Origin of the sequence: Limnohabitans sp. B9-3, assembly GCF_002778325.1 — a bacterium.
GTDB classification, from domain to species: domain Bacteria; phylum Pseudomonadota; class Gammaproteobacteria; order Burkholderiales; family Burkholderiaceae_C; genus Limnohabitans; species Limnohabitans kasalickyi.
Window position 1 is genome coordinate 176,303 of the sequence record NZ_NESI01000001.1, and the last position, 17,844, is coordinate 194,146.

The 17,844-nt window shown below is 56.9% G+C and carries 19 protein-coding genes; 1 reads left to right on the forward strand and 18 read right to left on the reverse strand.

Features of this window, described 5'->3' with window-relative positions:
* The first annotated feature begins 170 nt into the window (after nt 1-170).
* Nucleotides 171-1,712: a lysine--tRNA ligase gene (gene lysS, locus B9Z42_RS00855; protein WP_100131450.1), complete on the forward strand. Its 1,542-nt coding sequence runs from the start codon at nt 171-173 to the stop codon at nt 1,710-1,712.
* A gap of 62 nt (nt 1,713-1,774) precedes the next feature.
* Here lysS and B9Z42_RS00860 read toward each other — a convergent pair whose 3' ends face one another.
* The 18 genes from B9Z42_RS00860 to fabD all read right to left on the reverse strand — a co-directional run bounded on the left by B9Z42_RS00860 (nt 1,775) and on the right by fabD (nt 17,834).
* Complete coding sequence (locus B9Z42_RS00860) at nt 1,775-2,533, reverse strand: hypothetical protein (RefSeq protein ID WP_100131451.1); 759 nt, start codon at nt 2,531-2,533, stop codon at nt 1,775-1,777.
* 119 nt (nt 2,534-2,652) lie between these two features.
* On the reverse strand, nt 2,653-3,057 hold the full coding sequence (locus tag B9Z42_RS00865) for a hypothetical protein (RefSeq protein WP_100131452.1): 405 nt from the start codon (nt 3,055-3,057) through the stop codon (nt 2,653-2,655).
* Between the two features lie 3 nt (nt 3,058-3,060).
* Nucleotides 3,061-4,026: a Bug family tripartite tricarboxylate transporter substrate binding protein gene (locus B9Z42_RS00870; protein WP_100131453.1), complete on the reverse strand. Its 966-nt coding sequence runs from the start codon at nt 4,024-4,026 to the stop codon at nt 3,061-3,063.
* Nucleotides 4,027-4,065: 39 nt separating this feature from the next.
* A complete protein-coding gene (locus tag B9Z42_RS00875) occupies nt 4,066-4,269 on the reverse strand; it encodes a hypothetical protein (RefSeq protein ID WP_100131454.1) in 204 nt (67 codons plus the stop codon).
* 259 nt (nt 4,270-4,528) lie between these two features.
* Nucleotides 4,529-5,626, reverse strand: a complete 1,098-nt coding sequence (gene nagZ, locus B9Z42_RS00885; RefSeq protein WP_100131456.1) for a beta-N-acetylhexosaminidase — start codon at nt 5,624-5,626, stop codon at nt 4,529-4,531.
* 3 nt (nt 5,627-5,629) lie between these two features.
* Nucleotides 5,630-6,037, reverse strand: coding sequence for a holo-ACP synthase (acpS, locus tag B9Z42_RS00890; protein ID WP_100131794.1), 408 nt, complete (start codon nt 6,035-6,037; stop codon nt 5,630-5,632).
* Nucleotides 6,038-6,045: 8 nt separating this feature from the next.
* Nucleotides 6,046-6,798, reverse strand: a complete 753-nt coding sequence (locus B9Z42_RS00895) for a pyridoxine 5'-phosphate synthase (RefSeq protein WP_100131795.1) — start codon at nt 6,796-6,798, stop codon at nt 6,046-6,048.
* Nucleotides 6,799-6,806: 8 nt separating this feature from the next.
* The gene (gene recO, locus B9Z42_RS00900) at nt 6,807-7,562 is read right to left on the reverse strand and encodes a DNA repair protein RecO (protein WP_233203474.1); all 756 of its coding nucleotides are present in this window, start codon (nt 7,560-7,562) and stop codon (nt 6,807-6,809) included.
* 28 nt (nt 7,563-7,590) lie between these two features.
* Entirely contained in the window at nt 7,591-8,601 is a 1,011-nt protein-coding gene (gene era / locus B9Z42_RS00905; RefSeq protein ID WP_100131458.1) for a GTPase Era, read from the reverse strand.
* Nucleotides 8,598-9,320: a ribonuclease III gene (gene rnc, locus B9Z42_RS00910; RefSeq protein WP_100131459.1), complete on the reverse strand. Its 723-nt coding sequence runs from the start codon at nt 9,318-9,320 to the stop codon at nt 8,598-8,600. Before rnc ends, era begins: the two co-directional genes overlap by 4 nt.
* A complete protein-coding gene (gene lepB, locus B9Z42_RS00915; protein ID WP_100131460.1) occupies nt 9,317-10,312 on the reverse strand; it encodes a signal peptidase I in 996 nt (331 codons plus the stop codon). Before lepB ends, rnc begins: the two co-directional genes overlap by 4 nt.
* Nucleotides 10,312-12,120 (reverse strand): translation elongation factor 4, encoded by a 1,809-nt coding sequence (gene lepA, locus B9Z42_RS00920; protein ID WP_100131461.1) that lies wholly within the window; start codon nt 12,118-12,120, stop codon nt 10,312-10,314. The genes lepB and lepA overlap by 1 nt, the downstream gene beginning before the upstream one ends.
* 446 nt (nt 12,121-12,566) lie before the next feature.
* Nucleotides 12,567-14,066 (reverse strand): DegQ family serine endoprotease, encoded by a 1,500-nt coding sequence (locus B9Z42_RS00925; RefSeq protein WP_100131462.1) that lies wholly within the window; start codon nt 14,064-14,066, stop codon nt 12,567-12,569.
* A 10-nt stretch (nt 14,067-14,076) separates the two neighbouring features.
* Nucleotides 14,077-14,517 carry a hypothetical protein gene (locus tag B9Z42_RS00930; RefSeq protein WP_100131463.1) on the reverse strand — a complete coding sequence of 147 codons (441 nt, stop codon included), beginning with the start codon at nt 14,515-14,517 and terminating at the stop codon, nt 14,077-14,079.
* 10 nt (nt 14,518-14,527) lie between these two features.
* Nucleotides 14,528-15,772, reverse strand: coding sequence for a beta-ketoacyl-ACP synthase II (fabF, locus tag B9Z42_RS00935; RefSeq protein WP_100131464.1), 1,245 nt, complete (start codon nt 15,770-15,772; stop codon nt 14,528-14,530).
* Nucleotides 15,773-15,789: 17 nt separating this feature from the next.
* The gene (acpP, locus tag B9Z42_RS00940) at nt 15,790-16,029 is read right to left on the reverse strand and encodes an acyl carrier protein (RefSeq protein WP_100131465.1); all 240 of its coding nucleotides are present in this window, start codon (nt 16,027-16,029) and stop codon (nt 15,790-15,792) included.
* A gap of 92 nt (nt 16,030-16,121) precedes the next feature.
* Nucleotides 16,122-16,865, reverse strand: coding sequence for a 3-oxoacyl-ACP reductase FabG (gene fabG, locus B9Z42_RS00945; protein WP_100131466.1), 744 nt, complete (start codon nt 16,863-16,865; stop codon nt 16,122-16,124).
* A gap of 18 nt (nt 16,866-16,883) precedes the next feature.
* On the reverse strand, nt 16,884-17,834 hold the full coding sequence (fabD, locus tag B9Z42_RS00950; protein WP_100131467.1) for an ACP S-malonyltransferase: 951 nt from the start codon (nt 17,832-17,834) through the stop codon (nt 16,884-16,886).
* Nucleotides 17,835-17,844: the final 10 nt, after the last annotated feature.

A 17,844-nucleotide genomic window follows, 5' to 3' on the forward strand; every position in this document is an offset into this window, starting at 1 on the left:
AGTGCTCAAATCACAAAAGGCCCTTCGGGGCCTTTTGTGATTTCATAGACCTGCTTTCTCGCCCGCTATCCTGCGCTCACAGCCAAAGGGAAGCTCGAGGTCCTCTTAAAATAAGTACTTTGCTGCTCCTCATGTTTGGGGCAGCACCTTACTTACTCACGCCTCTTTAGATGTCTAACAACAACACCCCCGCCACACCAGAAGCCGCTCCCGTCGACGAAAACCAACTGATGGCCGAGCGCCGCGAGAAGCTCAAGGTCATGCGCGAGCGTCAAGCTACGGGCCAAGGCGTGGCGTTTCCCAACGATTTCAAACCCGCACACCACGCCGCCACTTTGCACGAGCTGCATGGCGACAAGACTGCCGAGGTGTTGACCGAAGAAGGCCAGATTGCCAAAGTGGCGGGCCGCATGATGCTCAAGCGCGTGATGGGCAAGGCCAGCTTTGCCACGCTACAAGACAGCACGGGCCGCATTCAGATTTACGTGACACGCGATGACGTGAGCGAAGAGCTCTACGCCGATTTCAAGCACTGGGATTTGGGCGATATCGTGGCTTGCGAAGGCAAGTTGTTCAAAACCCGCACAGGCGAGTTGTCGATTCACGCCACCAGCATCCGCATGCTGACCAAGAGCCTGCGCCCCATGCCCGACAAGTTCCACGGCGTGGCTGACCAAGAGATCAAATACCGCCAACGCTACGTCGATTTGATGACGGACGAAACCGCACGCAAGCGCTTCGTGGCGCGCAGCCGCGCGGTCAGCGGTATTCGTGACTTCATGGTGCAACACAACTTTCTCGAAGTTGAAACGCCCATGTTGCACCCCATTCCCGGAGGTGCCAACGCCAAGCCGTTCACCACGCACCACAACGCGCTGGACCAAGAAATGTTCTTGCGCATCGCGCCTGAGTTGTACTTGAAGCGCTTGATCGTGGGTGGCTTTGAGCGCGTGTTTGAAATCAACCGCAACTTCCGTAACGAAGGGATCTCGGTGCGCCACAACCCCGAGTTCACCATGATGGAGTTCTACGCCGCGTATTGGAACTACCAAGACCTGATGCACTTCACCGAAGAGCTGGTGCGCGACGCCGCCATGAAGGCCGCTGGCACCTTGTTGCTAACCTACGGCGGTAAGCCGGTGGATTTGAGCCAACCTTTCGAGCGCTTGACGATTCGTGAAGCTATTCTGAAGCACACCGAAGCTGGCGACAACGTCGACAACACCACCTGGCTGATCAACACCTTGCAAAAACTCGGCTTCAAAGAAGAGAAAGACAAACTCTCAACACGCAGCTTGGCCAGCCTGCAAGTGATGTACTTTGAAGAGACCGTGGAAGACAAGCTGTGGCAGCCCACGTTCATCTGCGAGCACCCTGTCGAGATTTCACCCTTGGCCCGCGCCAGCGACACCAAGCCCGATGTGACCGAGCGCTTTGAGCTCTACATCACCGGCCGCGAGTTCGGCAACGGCTTCAGCGAGTTGAACGATGCCGAGACCCAAGCCGCCCGCTTCCACGCCCAAGTAGCCGCTAAAGACAGTGGTGACGACGAAGCCATGTTCTACGACCACGACTTTGTGCGCGCCCTCGAATACGGCATGCCCCCCACCGGCGGCTGCGGAATTGGCATTGACCGCTTGATGATGTTGCTGACTGACAGCCCCAGCATCCGCGACGTCATTTTGTTCCCTGCCCTGCGCCGCGAAGTTTGAGCGCCGAGTTCAGACAGCTGAAAATACGAACCCCAAAAAGGGGCCTGCAAAGGCTCCTTTTTTCATGGCTGATTGTTGGGCAAGAGGTAATCGTTAAGCGTTGACCTCACCATCACAGGCGCGGCAAACTGTCGGGGCTGAATGAACGGCGTTTGAACCTGCACGCTATAGGCAGCGGCCAAAATAGCTGCCGGTGCATCACCATTCAGGGCAGCCGTTTGCAAGGTGCTGGCCACATCACGGGCAAGGCGGTGGACGGCTGCGTTGCCTTGGGCCACGTAGTTTTGGCTCAGGTCAATGGCAGCAGCATCGCCTGAAAAATGCAAGCTGACCGCTTGCTGGGCTTGAGCCCAAGTGAGCGCCGATGTTTTCATCTCATACACCGCCAAGGTCGTCAACGGCGTCACCACGGCTGGTGATTGCGCTGCGGTGCGCATTTGGTAGGCGGTGTAGACAGGTTGTCCTGCATCTTGGTCGATCGCGCCCACCGGCACATTCGCCAAAATTGACAAAGCTGACAACGAGACAGAAGGGTTGTAAGTCAGGGTGTAAGCGCCGTTGACGCCTGAGACGGTGCTGGGCTCGTGGGTGTCACATGCGCCGTTGCTGTTGAGGTCTAAGCAGACCGTCGCGCCTTGGATGTAGCCGTCCATCACTTGGCCCTGCAACTGAGGCAGGCTATCAATGCCTTGCAAGTGGTCACCGCCACCACCACCGCCGCAAGCGGTCAAGGCCAGCGCGAACGACAGGGCCAGTGACAAAGACAACACGCGTTGCCATTTGGATTTGAATTCGACGGTTTGAGTGTTTTGCAGTTCCATTCGTTAAATTTAACGGAACCGCCAAAACTGATATTAATTGCCACTCAAATATTTAGATATTTTTGGCGATTTTGTTAAATTTCTGTAACTTCCTAGCATTTATGAAGGTTTCAAAAGGTTCATGCCCTTCCAAAGCTGAGAAACGCCATCCACGAAAACGACAAAATCACCAAAACAAACACCACCGCTATCAACACGCGTTGTTTGGCTCGCAAGGCACTCACGGTCACCACCAAGGCTGCGTTTTGTTCAGCCAAGGCGGTCAAGGTCTGCGCCATGTCGGCTTGGTGGGCATGCAGTTGATCGATCTGCTGCTGGGCAACCAACACGCGATTTTTCAACTCCCCCAGGCTGGGCACATCAGAGGCGGGTTCGTTGGCTGAGGCCATGCTGGTCGCAGCGACGTCGGCAGCACCGCGTTTGCGGTCTATCAACTCACGGGCTTTTTCCAAGACCGTGGGCGCATGTGAAATCACATCCCCCCACGGGATGACTTTGAGGGCGGCTAACCAAGGGATGGGCATGGCTTATTGGGGCTGAAAGCCGCTGGCTTTGATCATCTTGGCCCACACCTGCGTGTAGGCGCGCTCGCGTTGGGCGAGTTGCTGGGCGTTCGTGTAGCCCACGGTCAAACCCATTTTGGTGAGGTTTTCGTGCACATCAGGCATGGCCAGCACTTTGGACAGGGCTTGGCCGATGTGGTCGATGGTGGCTTTGGGCGTGCCTGCGGGTGCAAAGAGCCCGTAATAAGGCAGGTCATCCAAGCCGTTCAGGCCCAGTTCGTTGAACGTTGGCACATCGGGCAAAGCAGCTTGGCGCTTGGCCCCCATCACAGCCAACACACGCACTTTGCCTGCTTTGTGGTTTTCAATGAAATCGGGCACCGAGCCTACGCCCGCGCTGATTTGGTTGCCCAACATGTCAGCCATCATGGGTGCGCTGCCGCGGTAAGGGGCGGCCACCAAGTCGAGCTTGAACTTCTCGCCCACCACTTTGACCAAAAACTCAGGCGTTGAGGCAGGCGCTGGAATGCCCACCGCGCCCTTGCCCGCACCTTGGGTTTTGACCCAGTTCACGTACTCAGTGAAGGTCTTGGCAGGCGTCGCGCCAGACACGGCGAACGAATTGACAAAGGTGGCAAAGCCCGCCACGGGCACGAAGTCGGTGGCCGAGTCGTAACCGGGGTTCTTGACCACCAAGGGCAAGATCGAGATGGTGTGGTCGTGCGAGAGGAACAGCACGGTGCCATCCGCAGGCGAAGCCTTTAGGGCTTGCGCAGCCAGTTGGCCGCCGGCGCCAGGCTTGTTCTCGACCACCACAGGCGTGCCCAACTCGTCTTTGAGTTTTTCAGCCAAGGTGCGCGCCACCACATCGGTGCCGCCGCCGGGTGGAAAGCCCACCAACAGTTTGATGGGCTTGGCGCTTTGCGCAGCAGCCCAGCCACAGCTCAGGGCCAAGGCCAAAACAGCGAGGTGACGACGTGAAGGAAACATGGCGGAACTCCTTAAAAACAAAATGATAAAAGCAGGAAATCAGGCTTGGTCTGGGTTGTCTGTGGGGACAACGCCATCGGGGTTTTGGGAGTGGTCGGGCTCCGAGTCCATGCTGGGGTTTTGACCGAACTCACCGTCGGGCGAAGTTTTGCGCGCTTCGCGTTCTTGCAGCTTTTCTTCTTTCTTCTTTTTCTTAGCCAGCTCGCGTTGACGTTTCTCGTAGTTGTAATTGGGGGTTGCCATATTTATTTTTTCTCAACAGGTGGTTTGCAATCAAAACAGAAAAAAGCCAGTGCGCCTGCAAAACGGCGTTGGCTGCCCAAACGGCGGGGCTTGTGAAGTCCGCATTTCATGCAAGACATGGTTTCACCGACTTTGCCCATCCCGATGAAGGGGGAGCCGTTTTCACGGCTGGTGAAGCGCAACCCACTGTCGCTGACTTCGTTTTTTCCATTTTTCGTCGCCATCTGAGCTTTCGTGAAGTGGCGAACTTGAGCGCGGTTTAAGGCAACAAGTCCAAAGCCCGCACATAGGCGGGGTGGGTCATCAGCGCGTCCCAAGCTAGCGGCGAATTTTTCGGCAATAAGGCGCTGCGGCGTTGTTCGCTCGCGTCGCTGGCATGCCATTTATTTTTGAGTAAGCCTTCGGTCAATCCGTCGAGCATGGCATCCACGCCATGGCCATCGCCTAGGCTTTGGTTGCACAGCAAGACCAAGTCGCAGCCCGCGTTCAGGGCGGCCATGCCGGCCTCGGCAAAGCTGACGTCACGGCCTTCGATGCGGCGCGCACCTTCCATCGACAAGTCGTCGCTGAAGATGGCACCGTTGAAATGCAGCTGAGTGCGTAAGATGTCTTGCAACCAACGCGGTGAGAAACCTGCAGGCAACGCATCGACCTTGGGGTAAATGACGTGCGCAGGCATGACGCTGGTGAGCGTGGTGCTGAGCCAGGTGTAGGGCAAGGCGCAGTCGTTCAGAATGGCTTTGAGGCTGCGCTTGTCGACAGGAATGTCCACATGCGAGTCGGCTTTGACAAAGCCGTGACCGGGGAAGTGTTTGCCGCAGTTGGCCATGCCCGCCAGCAACAAGCCGTGCATGACGCTTTTCGACAAAGCCGTGACCACGCGCGGGTCGCGGTGGAAAGCGCGGTCGCCAATGACACCGCTCTCGCCGTGGTCAAGGTCGAGCACGGGGGTGAAGCTGAAGTCCACCCCGCACGCACGCAACTCGCTGGCGAGCACAAAGCCGCTGGCGGTGGCGGCGTCCATCGCGGCCAAGGCGCCGCTGCCGGTTTTAAATTCGCCGCCAACACCTTTTTGATCTTTCATCCACAACTCGCCCAAGGCTCGCATGGACGGAATGTGGGTGAAGCCATCGTTGCGAAAACGCTGCACGCGCCCGCCTTCGTGGTCCACACAAATGAGCAAATCTTGGCGAACGGCCTTGATGTCGGCGCACAACTGGGTGAGTTGCTGGCGACCGGTCCAGTTGCGGCCAAACAAAATCACGCCACCCGTGAGCGGGTGCGTCAGGCGCTGACGGTCAACGTCGGTGAGCTGGGTGCCAGCGATGTCAAGAATGAGGGGGGCGTGGTGAGACATAAATCAGGGGTGTGAATCAGCAGTTTTTTCAACCACCACGTAACTGGTGGCGTAGTCGGACTCGTCGCTCACGCTCACATGCGCGCTGAGGCCACGGGCTTCGAACCAATCTTTGAGCACGCCATGCAACACGATGACGGGCTGGCCGCTGGGCAGCTTGTCAACCTCGCATAAGCGCCAGGTCATGGGCATGCGCATGCCCATTCCAATGGCTTTGCTGAAGGCTTCTTTGGCAGAAAAACGGGTGGCCACATAACGCACACCCCGCTCAGGCCAGCGTTCGCAGCGGGCGCGGTAAGTGTGCATCTCGTTGTCGCTCAGCACCTTTTGCGCAAAGCGCTCGCCGTGCTTGTCCAAAGACGCACGGATGCGGCGAATGTCGCAAATGTCGGTGCCGATGCCGTAAATCATGCGCGTCATCAAGCCTTTGGCATGCAGGCCAAGTAAGCCGACACGGTGGCGGTGTAGCCCAGCTCCAATGCATCCGCGATCAGGGCATGACCAATGGACACTTCTTGCACGCCGGGCACGGTGGTCAAGAAGGTGGCTAAGTTGTCGCGGTTCAAATCGTGACCGGCGTTGATGCCCAAACCGACGTCCAGCGCCGCTTGCGCCGTGGCTTTGAAAGCGGCCAGCACCTCGGCTTGTATCGGTGTGCCGTAAGCTGAGGCATAGGTTTCGGTGTACAGCTCGACGCGGTCAGCACCGACCGCTTTGGCTGCGGCCATGGCCTCGGGTACGGGGTCCATGAACAGGCTCACCCGCACGCCCAAGGATTTGGCTTCGTCAATCAGCGGCTTCAAACGCTCGGCGTCTTGCGGAAAGGTCCAGCCGTGGTCGCTGGTGAATTGGCCTTCGCTGTCGGGCACAAAGGTCACTTGCTGGGGGCGCACTTGGCGCACAAAGTCCATCAAGTTGTGAAACGGGTTGCCTTCGATGTTGAACTCGCGGTCGGGCCACGATTTGAGCAACTCGGCCAAATCCGTCACGTCTTCGCTGCGCATGTGGCGCGCGTCAGGCCGAGGGTGCACGGTGACGCCCGCAGCGCCGGCTTCTAAACACAGCGTGGCCGCACGGGTGACGCTCGGAATGCCCAAATGGCGCGTGTTACGCACCAAGGCCACTTTGTTGAGGTTGACCGACAAGGCGGTCTTGGTGTGAGCGTTAGGCATGGGGTCCATCAAAGGGATTGCAGGTCAATCATCATCTGCCGCGTGCGCAGCGTGGTGACCCCGCAATGGTAGTGCAGCAAGCCGCGCAACTGCCCTTGCAAAGCGTTGCGTTGGTCGCTCGGTAACTCGGCGCACAAACGCAGCGTGGCCGTAAAAGCCGAGTCGGCATTCAAGCTGTCGTGCAGCTGCAGCCACACGCTGCCCATCAAGCCAGTGCGGTCTTGGGCGTTGTGGGCGCGCAGGCCGCCTTCGGGCACCAGCACATACAAAACGTCGGGCTGCAAAGGCGTGAGCGTGAGGGTTTGGGCGTTGAGCTCGGGCAGAAAACCAATGTCGCGCAGCAGCAGCAACTCAAACGTGCGCAGCGCGGGGTTGATGGTGCCGTCGTGCCCCGAGGCCAGCACTTGCACCACTTGGCGATACAGGTCAAACACGGTGGCATGTGGGTCGTCACGCGCCAGCAAGCGCAACAACAACTCATTCAAGTAATACCCAGACAACAAGCCCTCGCCCATGGGCATGATGTGGCCGCCCACCCATTCGGCGTTTTTGAGCGTGCGCACCTCGGCATCACCTGTGTAGGTGATGGACAGCGGCTGCAAGGGCAGCAGCACCGGCCGAAAGTTGGAGCTGGGTTTTTTAGCGCCTTTGGCCACCAAGGTCACCCGACCGTAATGGCGGGTGAAGGTTTCCAAGATCAGACTGGACTCGCTCCAGTCGTAGTGGTGCACCACGAACGCAGGTTCGTCCTGAATGCGGGTCACACCCCGCGAGGTAAAGCTGCGAGTCGGGTTACTCGTAGCCAAAGCTACGCACCCGTGCGGCATCGTCGGCCCAGCCGGAGCGCACTTTGACCCACAGCTCTAAGAACACCTTGGCGTCGTAGAGCTTTTCGAGTTCGGTGCGGGCTTCCATGCCCATGCGCTTCAAGCGCTCGCCTTTGTCGCCAATGACCATGGCCTTGTGGCCATCACGCTCCACCACGATGGTGGCGGCAATGCGCACCATGCGTTTGACGCCTTTGGACTTGCCCTTTTCTTCTTCGAACTTGTCAATGATGACGGTCGAGGTGTAGGGCAATTCGTCGCCGGTCAAGCGGAACAGTTTTTCACGCACCATTTCGGCGGCCATGAACTTTTCGCTGCGGTCGGTCAACTCATCGGCGGCGTACATCCAACCTTGCTCAGGCAGGTATTTTTCGCAAATGCCCAAGAGGCGCTGCACGTCTTTGTCGTTCTTGGCCGACATAGGCACGATCTCGACAAAGGGGTGACGGTCTTGCATGGCTTGCAACCACAGCATGATGTCGTCACGGTTTTTCATCGAGTCGAGTTTGTTGGCGAGCAAGATGGTGGGAATGCCCTTGGCCAGCAACGACAGCACTTTTTCATCGGCCGAGGTGAAGCTGCCCGCTTCCACCACCAACAACACCAAGTCCACATCGCCCACCGCGCCTTGCACGGTTTTGTTGAGCGATTTGTTCAGCGCGTTGCCATGGATGGTTTGAAAACCGGGGGTGTCGACAAACACAAACTGCGCCGAGCCTTGTGTGTGCATGCCGGTGATGCGGTGGCGTGTGGTTTGCGCTTTGCGCGAGGTGATGCTGATTTTTTGGCCGACCAAGGCATTGAGCAAGGTGGACTTGCCCACGTTGGGCTTGCCCACGATGGCAATCAAGCCACAGCGTTGGTCGGCTGGCGGCACAGCGACGCCGCTGGCGACCACGCGGGCGCCTTTGCTGGCGGCCAACATGGCATCGATGTCTTGCAGACTTTGTTCGGGGTTGGAAGGTGTGGCCGTCATTTGAGCTCTTTGATAACTTGAAGCATGGCTGCTGCGGCGGCCTGCTCTCCTGCGCGGCGTGAGCCGCCAATGCCACGCTCGCAGCGGGCTAATTCGGTAATTTCGCACTCGACATCAAAGGTCTGGCGATGCGCCGCACCCAGGGTGCCCACGACGCGGTAAATAGGCAACTTGAACTTGCGTGCTTGCAGCCATTCTTGCAAGTCGGTTTTGGCATCTTTGCCCACCGCTTGCATCTCGGGGTTGATTTCAACAGCAGAAAAAATGCGGCGTACCAAAGCATCAGCGGCGTCGTAACCCGCATCAAGGTAGACCGCACCCAACACAGCTTCGAGGGCGTCGGCCAAGATGGAGGGACGCTTTTGGCCGCCGGAGTTCATTTCGCCTTCGCCCAAACGCAAGATGCCCGACAAGCCCAGCTCCACGGCCAGGTGGTGCAGCGTGTCTTGCTTGACCAAGTTGGCGCGCACGCGCGACAAATCGCCCTCGGGCAAGGTGTTCAAGCGCTGGTAGAGCAAATTGGCAATGGCCAAGTTGAGCACCGAGTCGCCCAAAAACTCCAAGCGCTCGTTGTGGTCGGAACTGAAGCTGCGGTGTGTCAGCGCTTGCGCCAGCAGGGCTGGATTTTGAAACGTGTAGTCCAAGCGCGCTTGGAGCGTCTCAAGAATTTGTTGTTGAGACGGGGTGGATCGAGTGGCTGTGCGTGCGCGTGTGGTCATTGAAAGGCGCCGATGCGCTTGAGACTGCCAAAGTTCATCCAAACAAAGAAGGCTTTGCCCACAATGTTTTTCTCTGGCACAAAGCCCCAGTAGCGCGAGTCGAGTGAGTTGTCGCGGTTGTCGCCCATCATGAAGTAGTGGCCCGCAGGTACTTTGCAGGTCACGCCTTCGACGGTGTAGTGGCAGTTTTCTTTGAACGCAAAGTCATCTGCACCCGGCACGAAGGCTGGGCGGTCGATGTCGTTCAAAAAGCGGTGCGTGCGCACGCCTGTCATCTCAGAGGCTTGGCTGCCCAAAGGCAAGTTCTCTTCAAACTGCTTGATGTAGCGCATGCTGTCTTCTTCAAAGAAGTCAGGTAAGGCCTTTTGAGGCACGGGCTGGCCGTTGATGGTGAGTTGTTTGTTCAGGTAGGCCACTTGGTCGCCGGGCACGCCCACCACACGTTTGATGTAGTCGAGGCTGGGCTTGGGTGGGTAACGAAACACCATCACGTCGCCACGTTGCACAGGGTTGCCGTCGGTGACCTTGAGGTTGAGCACGGGCAAGCGCACGCCGTAATGAAACTTGTTGACCAAAATCAGGTCGCCCACCCACAGCGTGGGGATCATCGAACCCGAAGGAATTTTGAAGGGCTCAAACAAAAATGAGCGCAACACAAACACCACGGCGATGACGGGGAACAGGCCCGCCGTCCAGTCCAACCACCACGGCTGCATGATGAGGCGCTCTTTGGCCTCGGTCACGTTGACATCAGTTTGAGCAATGCCCAGTTTTGTCAGCTCTTGACGGCGCTTGTCGGCTTCTGCCTCCAGAAGCGCGGCAGCTGCTTCGCGTTGGGGCAAGAAATAGAAACGCTCGGCCAACCAGTAAATACCGGTGACGAACGTGGCCATGAACATGAGCAGCGCGAAGTTGCCCTCGATCATGCCCACATACCAAAACCCGGCGTAGCCCACAAAGGCGGCCAGAACAAATGCGGTCAACGTAGCCATCAATCCTCCACCTGCAAGATGGCCAAGAAGGCTTCTTGCGGAACTTCAACAGAACCAATTTGCTTCATGCGTTTTTTACCTGCTTTTTGTTTTTCAAGCAGCTTGCGTTTACGGCTGATGTCCCCGCCATAGCACTTGGCCAACACGTTTTTGCGCAAGGCTTTGATGCTCTCACGCGCAATGATGGTGGAGCCAATGGCGGCCTGAATGGCCACATCAAACATTTGACGGCTGATGATCTCGCGCATCTTGGCCACCACCGCACGGCCACGGTATTGGGCTTGGGTGCGGTGCACGATGATGGACAAGGCGTCGACCTTCTCGCCGTTGAGCAAGATGTCGACCTTCACCACGTCAGAAGGACGGAATTCTTTGAACTCGTAGTCCATCGAGGCATAACCGCGTGAGACCGATTTGAGTTTGTCAAAGAAGTCCAGCACGATCTCGCCCAGCGGCATGTCGTAGGTGAGCATGACTTGGCGACCGTGGTAAGCCATGTTGAGCTGCACGCCGCGCTTTTGATTGGCGAGCGTCATCACGGGGCCCACGTAGTCTTGGGGCATGTACAGATGCACGGTGACGATGGGTTCACGGATTTCGTGGAGCTTGCCTTGTTCGGGCATCTTGGCGGGGTTCTCCACCATGACCACTTCGCCGTCAGGCATCTTGACTTCGTAGACCACGCTGGGCGCGGTGGTAATCAGGTCTTGGTCGAACTCACGCTCCAAACGCTCTTGCACGATTTCCATGTGCAGCAAGCCTAAGAAGCCGCAACGGAAACCAAAGCCCAGCGCCTGCGAAACTTCTGGTTCGTAGTGCAGTGAAGCGTCGTTGAGTTTGAGCTTTTCCAGCGCATCGCGCAGACCGTCGTATTGGTTGGCTTCGGTCGGGTACAAGCCCGCGAACACCTGAGGCTGAATCTCTTTAAAACCTGGCAAAGCTTGCGCAGCGGGGCCTAAGTTGTTAGGCAGCTTCTTTTCTAGGGTGATGGTGTCGCCCACCTTGGCGGCTTGCAATTCTTTGATACCGGCAATGATGTAGCCCACTTGACCCGCTTCAAGCGAATTGCGTGGCTCGTTGCTGGGGGTGAACACACCCAAGTTGTCGGCGTTGTAGACGGCTTCAGTAGCCATCATCTTGAAGCGCTCGCCTTTGCCCAAACGGCCGTCGACCACACGCACCAACATCACCACACCCACATAGCTGTCAAACCAGCTGTCGATGATCATGGCGCGCAGCGGCGCGTCTTTGTTGCCTTGTGGCGGTGGTATTTTGGCCACCACGGCTTCTAGGATTTCTTCAATGCCTAAGCCGGTTTTAGCCGAGCACGGAATGGCATCGGTGGCATCAATGCCAATCACGTCTTCGATTTCGGCCTTGGCGTTGTCTGGATCGGCATTAGGCAAATCCATTTTGTTGAGCACGGGCACGACCTCGACACCGAGGTCGAGGGCGGTGTAACAGTTGGCCACCGTTTGGGCTTCCACACCTTGACTTGCATCGACCACAAGCAACGCGCCTTCGCAGGCAGACAGCGAGCGCGACACTTCGTACGAAAAGTCAACGTGGCCAGGTGTGTCGATCAAATTGAGGTTGTAGATCTGCCCGTCTTTGGCTTTGTATTGCAGCGCAGCGGTCTGCGCTTTGATGGTTATCCCACGCTCTTTTTCGATGTCCATCGAGTCGAGCACTTGCGCGGACATGTCGCGTTCTTCAAGCCCGCCGCAACGCTGAATCAAACGATCTGCCAGCGTAGATTTGCCATGGTCGATATGGGCAATGATCGAGAAATTTCTGATGTTATTCATCAACGGGGACACTTAAGTGATTGAATTCAAAGGGACGATCGCCAAGAAAAAAGGGCGCGTCATGTACTGACGCGCCCAGAACCAACAAGCAATGGCAACTGCATAAGTTGGGACTTCATTGTAGGCAAAAACCCCGAAACGTACAGCAGCGTGATCGCTACCGAAGTCTCGTTGCGCGTTTGCAACATGAATTTATCCACAGCTTATTAACATTTTGACCAAGGGGTTTTGGGACAACTTGTGGGTGATCTGTGGAGCACCTGTGGAGTTTGTTACCCGATCCCATATCGTGGAGTTTGACGCATGCTTTTATATCGCAAAAGCACAATCAGCCCCCTGATTCTATACAAAAAGCGCTTGAACCCCTTTTGAGGCCTCTGACGCGCCGACTTGAAAAAAGGGCTAAAAATATTTTTAGCCCTTAAACCCCACTGCGGTTTACGGGCTTAGCGGTTGGGACGAATCACCGTGTACTGGGCCCACTCGCCACGGCGAATCAGCACACTGACGGGCCTGCTGCGGTCGATCTTGCTGACCAAGGCTTCAAACGCCTGAAGGTTGGGTATTTCTATGTTGGCCAAGGCCACGATCACATCGCCCTCTTGAATACCAGCGCGTGTGGCGGGTTCGGCCACGGCATCCACCCGCACGCCATTGCGAAGTTTGAGCTCTTTCTTTTGCGCATCCGTCAAATCACTGACTGACAAACCTAGCAATTTGGCAGCGCTGGACATTTGAGGCTTTTCTGCAGGCACGTCCGCTTTCTTCTCTGGCTTCTCGGCTTCAAATTCGCCAACAGTGATGGCCATGTCGCGCTGACTGCCGCGACGCCAGACCTGCAGGTTGCTGCGCGTGCCTGGTTTGGTGTTACCCACCAGCCTCGGCAAGTCGGTCGATTTCTCCAGCGTTTTGCCATCGAACTTCAGAATGATGTCACCAGGCTCTAAGCCAGCCTTCTCAGCTGGTGAACCCTGTTCGACGCCTCGCACCAAGGCACCTTGCGGTTTGCTCAAGCCCAAAGACTCCGCCACTTCTTTGCTGACTTGGTCAATCTGCACGCCCAAGCGGCCGCGTTGCACGCGACCAGTGGCACGCAACTGCTCGCTCACTCGGACGGCTTCATCAATCGGAATGGCAAATGAGATGCCCATAAAGCCACCCGAGCGGGAATAGATTTGGCTGTTGATGCCCACCACTTCACCGCGCATATTGATCAACGGGCCGCCAGAATTTCCGGGGTTGATGGCGACGTCCGTTTGAATGAAAGGCAAATAATCGCCCGTGTCACGCTGTTTGGCGCTCACGATGCCTGCCGTGACCGAGTTTTCTAGGCCAAACGGAGAGCCAATGGCCATCACCCACTCACCCACTTTCAAGCGATTGACGTCGCCAATTTTCACAGCGGGCAAGCCCGTGGCCTCAATCTTGACCACGGCCACATCGCTGCGTTTGTCGGACCCCACAATGCGCGCCTTGAACTCGCGCTTGTCGGGCAGAGTGACCAGCACTTGATCGGCGCCATCCACCACATGGGCGTTGGTCATGACAAAACCATCGCTTGACAAGATAAAACCTGACCCCACCCCGCGCGGCTGCTCTTGTTCAGGCTGTTGTGGGCGATTGGGACGTTGCTGACGCGGTCCGTTGGGCGTTGGCATGGGGACACCAAAGAAGCGCCGAAACAGCTCTTGCATCTCATCATCGGCACCGTTGCTTTGGGCTTCACGCACCGCCGTTTTTTCTAAGGTGCGGATGTTGACCACCGAAGGGCCAACTTGCTCAACCAACTCCGTGAAGTCGGGCAAGCCGCGCATGCTCTGCGCAGAGGCGGGCATGGTGAATGTCAGGCTGACGCCGACTGTCAAACACAATGCAAGCAACTGGACCGAACGCGGGATGGCCAAACGCGCAAAAAACGAACGGATCAATGAGCAGAACGTGGGCATGAATTCTCTTTCAACGCAAAGGGGGACGGTCATAGACCGCACATCGCAAATTTAACCAATGTGGCATGGCTGTTTCTTGGCCCAGCCAAAGATAACCACCACCCAACACAAGTCTGCCAGATGTGGGCTGCCATCTCAAAACCAAGGCTTTTTGAATATCCAGCACCACAAAAATTTCAATCAGCTGGTCCTCTGCACCCTTAGTTCGGCCGTGCCAACACCAGACATCACCATTCCAGCTCAAGGTGCCCGTTTGCGCATGCAAGCTGCGCCAGCCCAGCGCTATGCCAAACAAGGTGGCCAGGCCGCTCAGGCACAGAGGCCAACTCACAGGTTGGTGGATAGCCCAAACGAACATCACCGTGCATGTGACAACGCCCAAGACAGCCAAAGTGAGGCGATGAAATGCACAACGCCCCACCGGATAGGAAACCGATGGGGCGCTGTGCATGGCAAAAACCTCAGATGCGTTTGAAAACTAACGCGCCGTTGGTACCGCCAAATCCGAAGTTGTTTTTCAGAGCGACATCAATCTTCATGTCACGCGCCACGTTGGCACAGTAGTCCAAGTCGCACTCGGGGTCTTGGTTGAAGATGTTGATGGTCGGTGGACTCTTCTGGTGGTAGATGGCCAGGGCCGTAAACACGCTCTCGATGCCACCCGCGCCGCCCAACAAGTGGCCGGTCATGGACTTGGTCGAGTTGACCACTGTCTTCTTGGCATGATCGCCCAAGGCTGCCTTGATGGCATTGGTTTCGTTGACATCCCCCAAGGGGGTGGATGTGCCGTGTGCATTCAAGTAATCGACTTGATCGGCGTTCACACCTGCATTGCGCAAAGCGCTCAGCATGGCACGGCGTGGACCGTCCATATTGGGTGCCGTCATGTGGCCCGCATCAGCGCTCAGACCATAGCCACCCAACTCTGCATAAATTTTGGCACCGCGCTTTTTGGCATGCTCGTACTCTTCGAGCACCAGCACGCCAGCGCCTTCACCCAAGACGAAACCATCGCGGTCGCGGTCCCAAGGACGCGAGGCGGTGGCGGGATCGTCATTGCGGGTCGACAGTGCGCGCATGGAGGCAAAGCCTCCCACGCCCAAAGGAGAAATACAGCCTTCCGAGCCGCCCGCAATCATCACGTCGGCATCGCCGTACTCAATGTGACGACCGGCTTCGCCGATGCTGTGCAAGCCTGTGGTGCAGGCTGTGACCACGGCCAAGTTTGGGCCTTTGAAGCCAAAACGCATGGACACGTGACCAGAAATCATGTTGATGATGGACGCTGGCACAAAGAACGGAGAGATGCGGCGTGGGCCTTTGGCCAACAGTTCGCTGTGCATGTCCTCGATCAGCGGCAAGCCGCCAATGCCAGAGCCAATCACGACCCCGATACGGGTCGCTTCTTCTTCACTCAGCGCTTCGCCAGTGGCTAAACCCGAGTCTTGAACGGCTTGCATGGCTGCCGCCACACCGTAGTGAATGAACTTGTCCATCGACCTCGCCTCTTTGGGCGAAATGTACTGGTCCAAATTTAAATCTTTCACTTCACCTGCGAAATGGCAGTTGATATTGGACGCATCAAAACGAGTGATGTTGCCAATGCCGGATTGACCGGCCAAAAGATTGGCCCAAGCTTCAGCCACCGTGTTACCCACGGGGCTGATACAGCCTAGACCGGTCACTACAACGCGACGACGGCTCATGCGAAATTTCCTAGTATTTAGGCTTTTTTGTGCGTCAACGCGTAATCGATGGCGTTTTGCACAGTGTTGATTTTCTCGGCATCTTCATCAGGAATTTCAATCCCGAATTCGTCTTCCAAGGCCATCACCAGTTCCACGGTGTCCAGGGAGTCGGCACCCAAATCAGCGACAAAGGCTTTTTCATTGGTGACTTGTGACTCTTCCACGCCAAGTTGTTCGGCAATGATTTTTTTGACACGTGTTTCGATATCGCTCATGGATTCCCTCTGAGGGTTGTGAATAAGACCGTAATTTTAACCGGACGGACGGACCGTATGGATTCAGTGAGATTTTGACAGCAACGGCACGCTTAAGCCATGAACATGCCGCCATTGACATGCAACTCTTGCCCAGTCAAGTAACTGGCGTTGACGCCAGCCAAATAAGCCACAGCGTGAGCGATGTCTGAAGGCTTGCCCAAGTGTCCCAACGGGATTTGGTTGAGCAATGCTTTTTGTTGTTCTTCAGGCAATGAGGCCGTCATATCGGTCTCGATAAAACCGGGGGCAATGCAGTTAACGGTGATGTTGCGGCTGCCCAACTCGCGCGCCAAAGCGCGGGTCATGCCTGCCACACCGGCTTTAGCGGCTGCGTAATTGGCTTGGCCTGCATTGCCCGAAGCACCGACCACGCTGGTGATGCTGATGATGCGGCCATAACGCTGCTTCATCATGGGACGAATGACGGCGCGGGACAGACGGAACACAGCTTTGAGGTTGGTGTCGAGTACGGCATCCCAGTCGTCGTCTTTCATGCGCATGGCCAAGGTGTCGCGGGTGATGCCAGCGTTGTTGACCAACACATGCAAAGCACCGTGCTCTTTGGTGATGCTGTCAATGAGCGCGTCGACAGCCGCTGCGTCGTTCACGTTCAAGTTCGCACCACGGCAACCGGCATGGGCCGACAGGGCTTGGCTGATTTTGGCGGCACCTTCATCCGAAGTTGCCGTGCCAATGACCAAGTAACCTTGGCTGGCCAGTTCTTGCGCGATCGAAGCACCAATGCCGCGAGAGGCACCGGTCACCAAGGCGATGTGTTGTGTGTGTTGAGTCATACAAAAATAAATTGAGGTTCAAGCGAGTGCAGTTTTGACGTCGGCCAACGAAGCCGGGTCAAACAAAGGCAAGCCGGTCAGCTCGGCATCAATGCGCTTGGTCATGCCGGCCAGAACTTTGCCAGGACCACACTCGACCAAGGTGGTCACACCACGCGCTTTGATGGCTGCCACGCACTCGACCCAACGAACGGGGCCAAACGCCTGACGGTACAAAGCATCCCGCATGCGATCGGTATCGGTTTCAATGCTGACATCGATGTTGTTAACCAACGGGATTTGTGCCGGTGCAAAGGTGGTAAGTGCCAATTTTTCTTTCAAACGATCGGCAGCAGGCTTCATCAAACTCGAGTGAAACGGTGCAGAAACGGGCAACGACAAGGCACGTTTCGCGCCATTGGCTTTGAGAACTTCACAGGCTTTCTCAACCGCAGCTTTGCTGCCCGCGATCACGGTTTGACCTGGGTCGTTGAAGTTCACCGCCTCCACCACTTCGGCAGAGCCGGCGCCAAAAGTGGCTTGCGCCTCAGCACAACCCGCGATCACTTGGTCTGCAGGCATGCCCAAAATAGCGGCCATGGCACCGGTTCCCACGGGCACCGCGTCTTGCATGGCTTGCGCACGGAAGCGCACCAAGGGTGCAGCTTGCGCCAACGTCAACACGCCAGCAGCCACCAACGCGGAATATTCGCCCAAAGAGTGACCGGCCACCACGCTGGGCACAGCACCACCTTCGGCCAGCCACACGCGGTAAGCGGCGACGGCCGACACCAACATGACCGGCTGTGTGTTGGTAGTCAAACCCAACGCTTCTTTGGGGCCCTCATGAATGAGCTTGGCGATGTTTTCGCCCATGGCGTCAGACGCCTCGGCCAAAGTTTGCGCCACCACAGGGTGGTCGCCCCAAGCGTCGAGCATGCCGACGGATTGAGAGCCTTGACCTGGAAATACAAAAGCAAATGAAGTCATAACGTGTCTT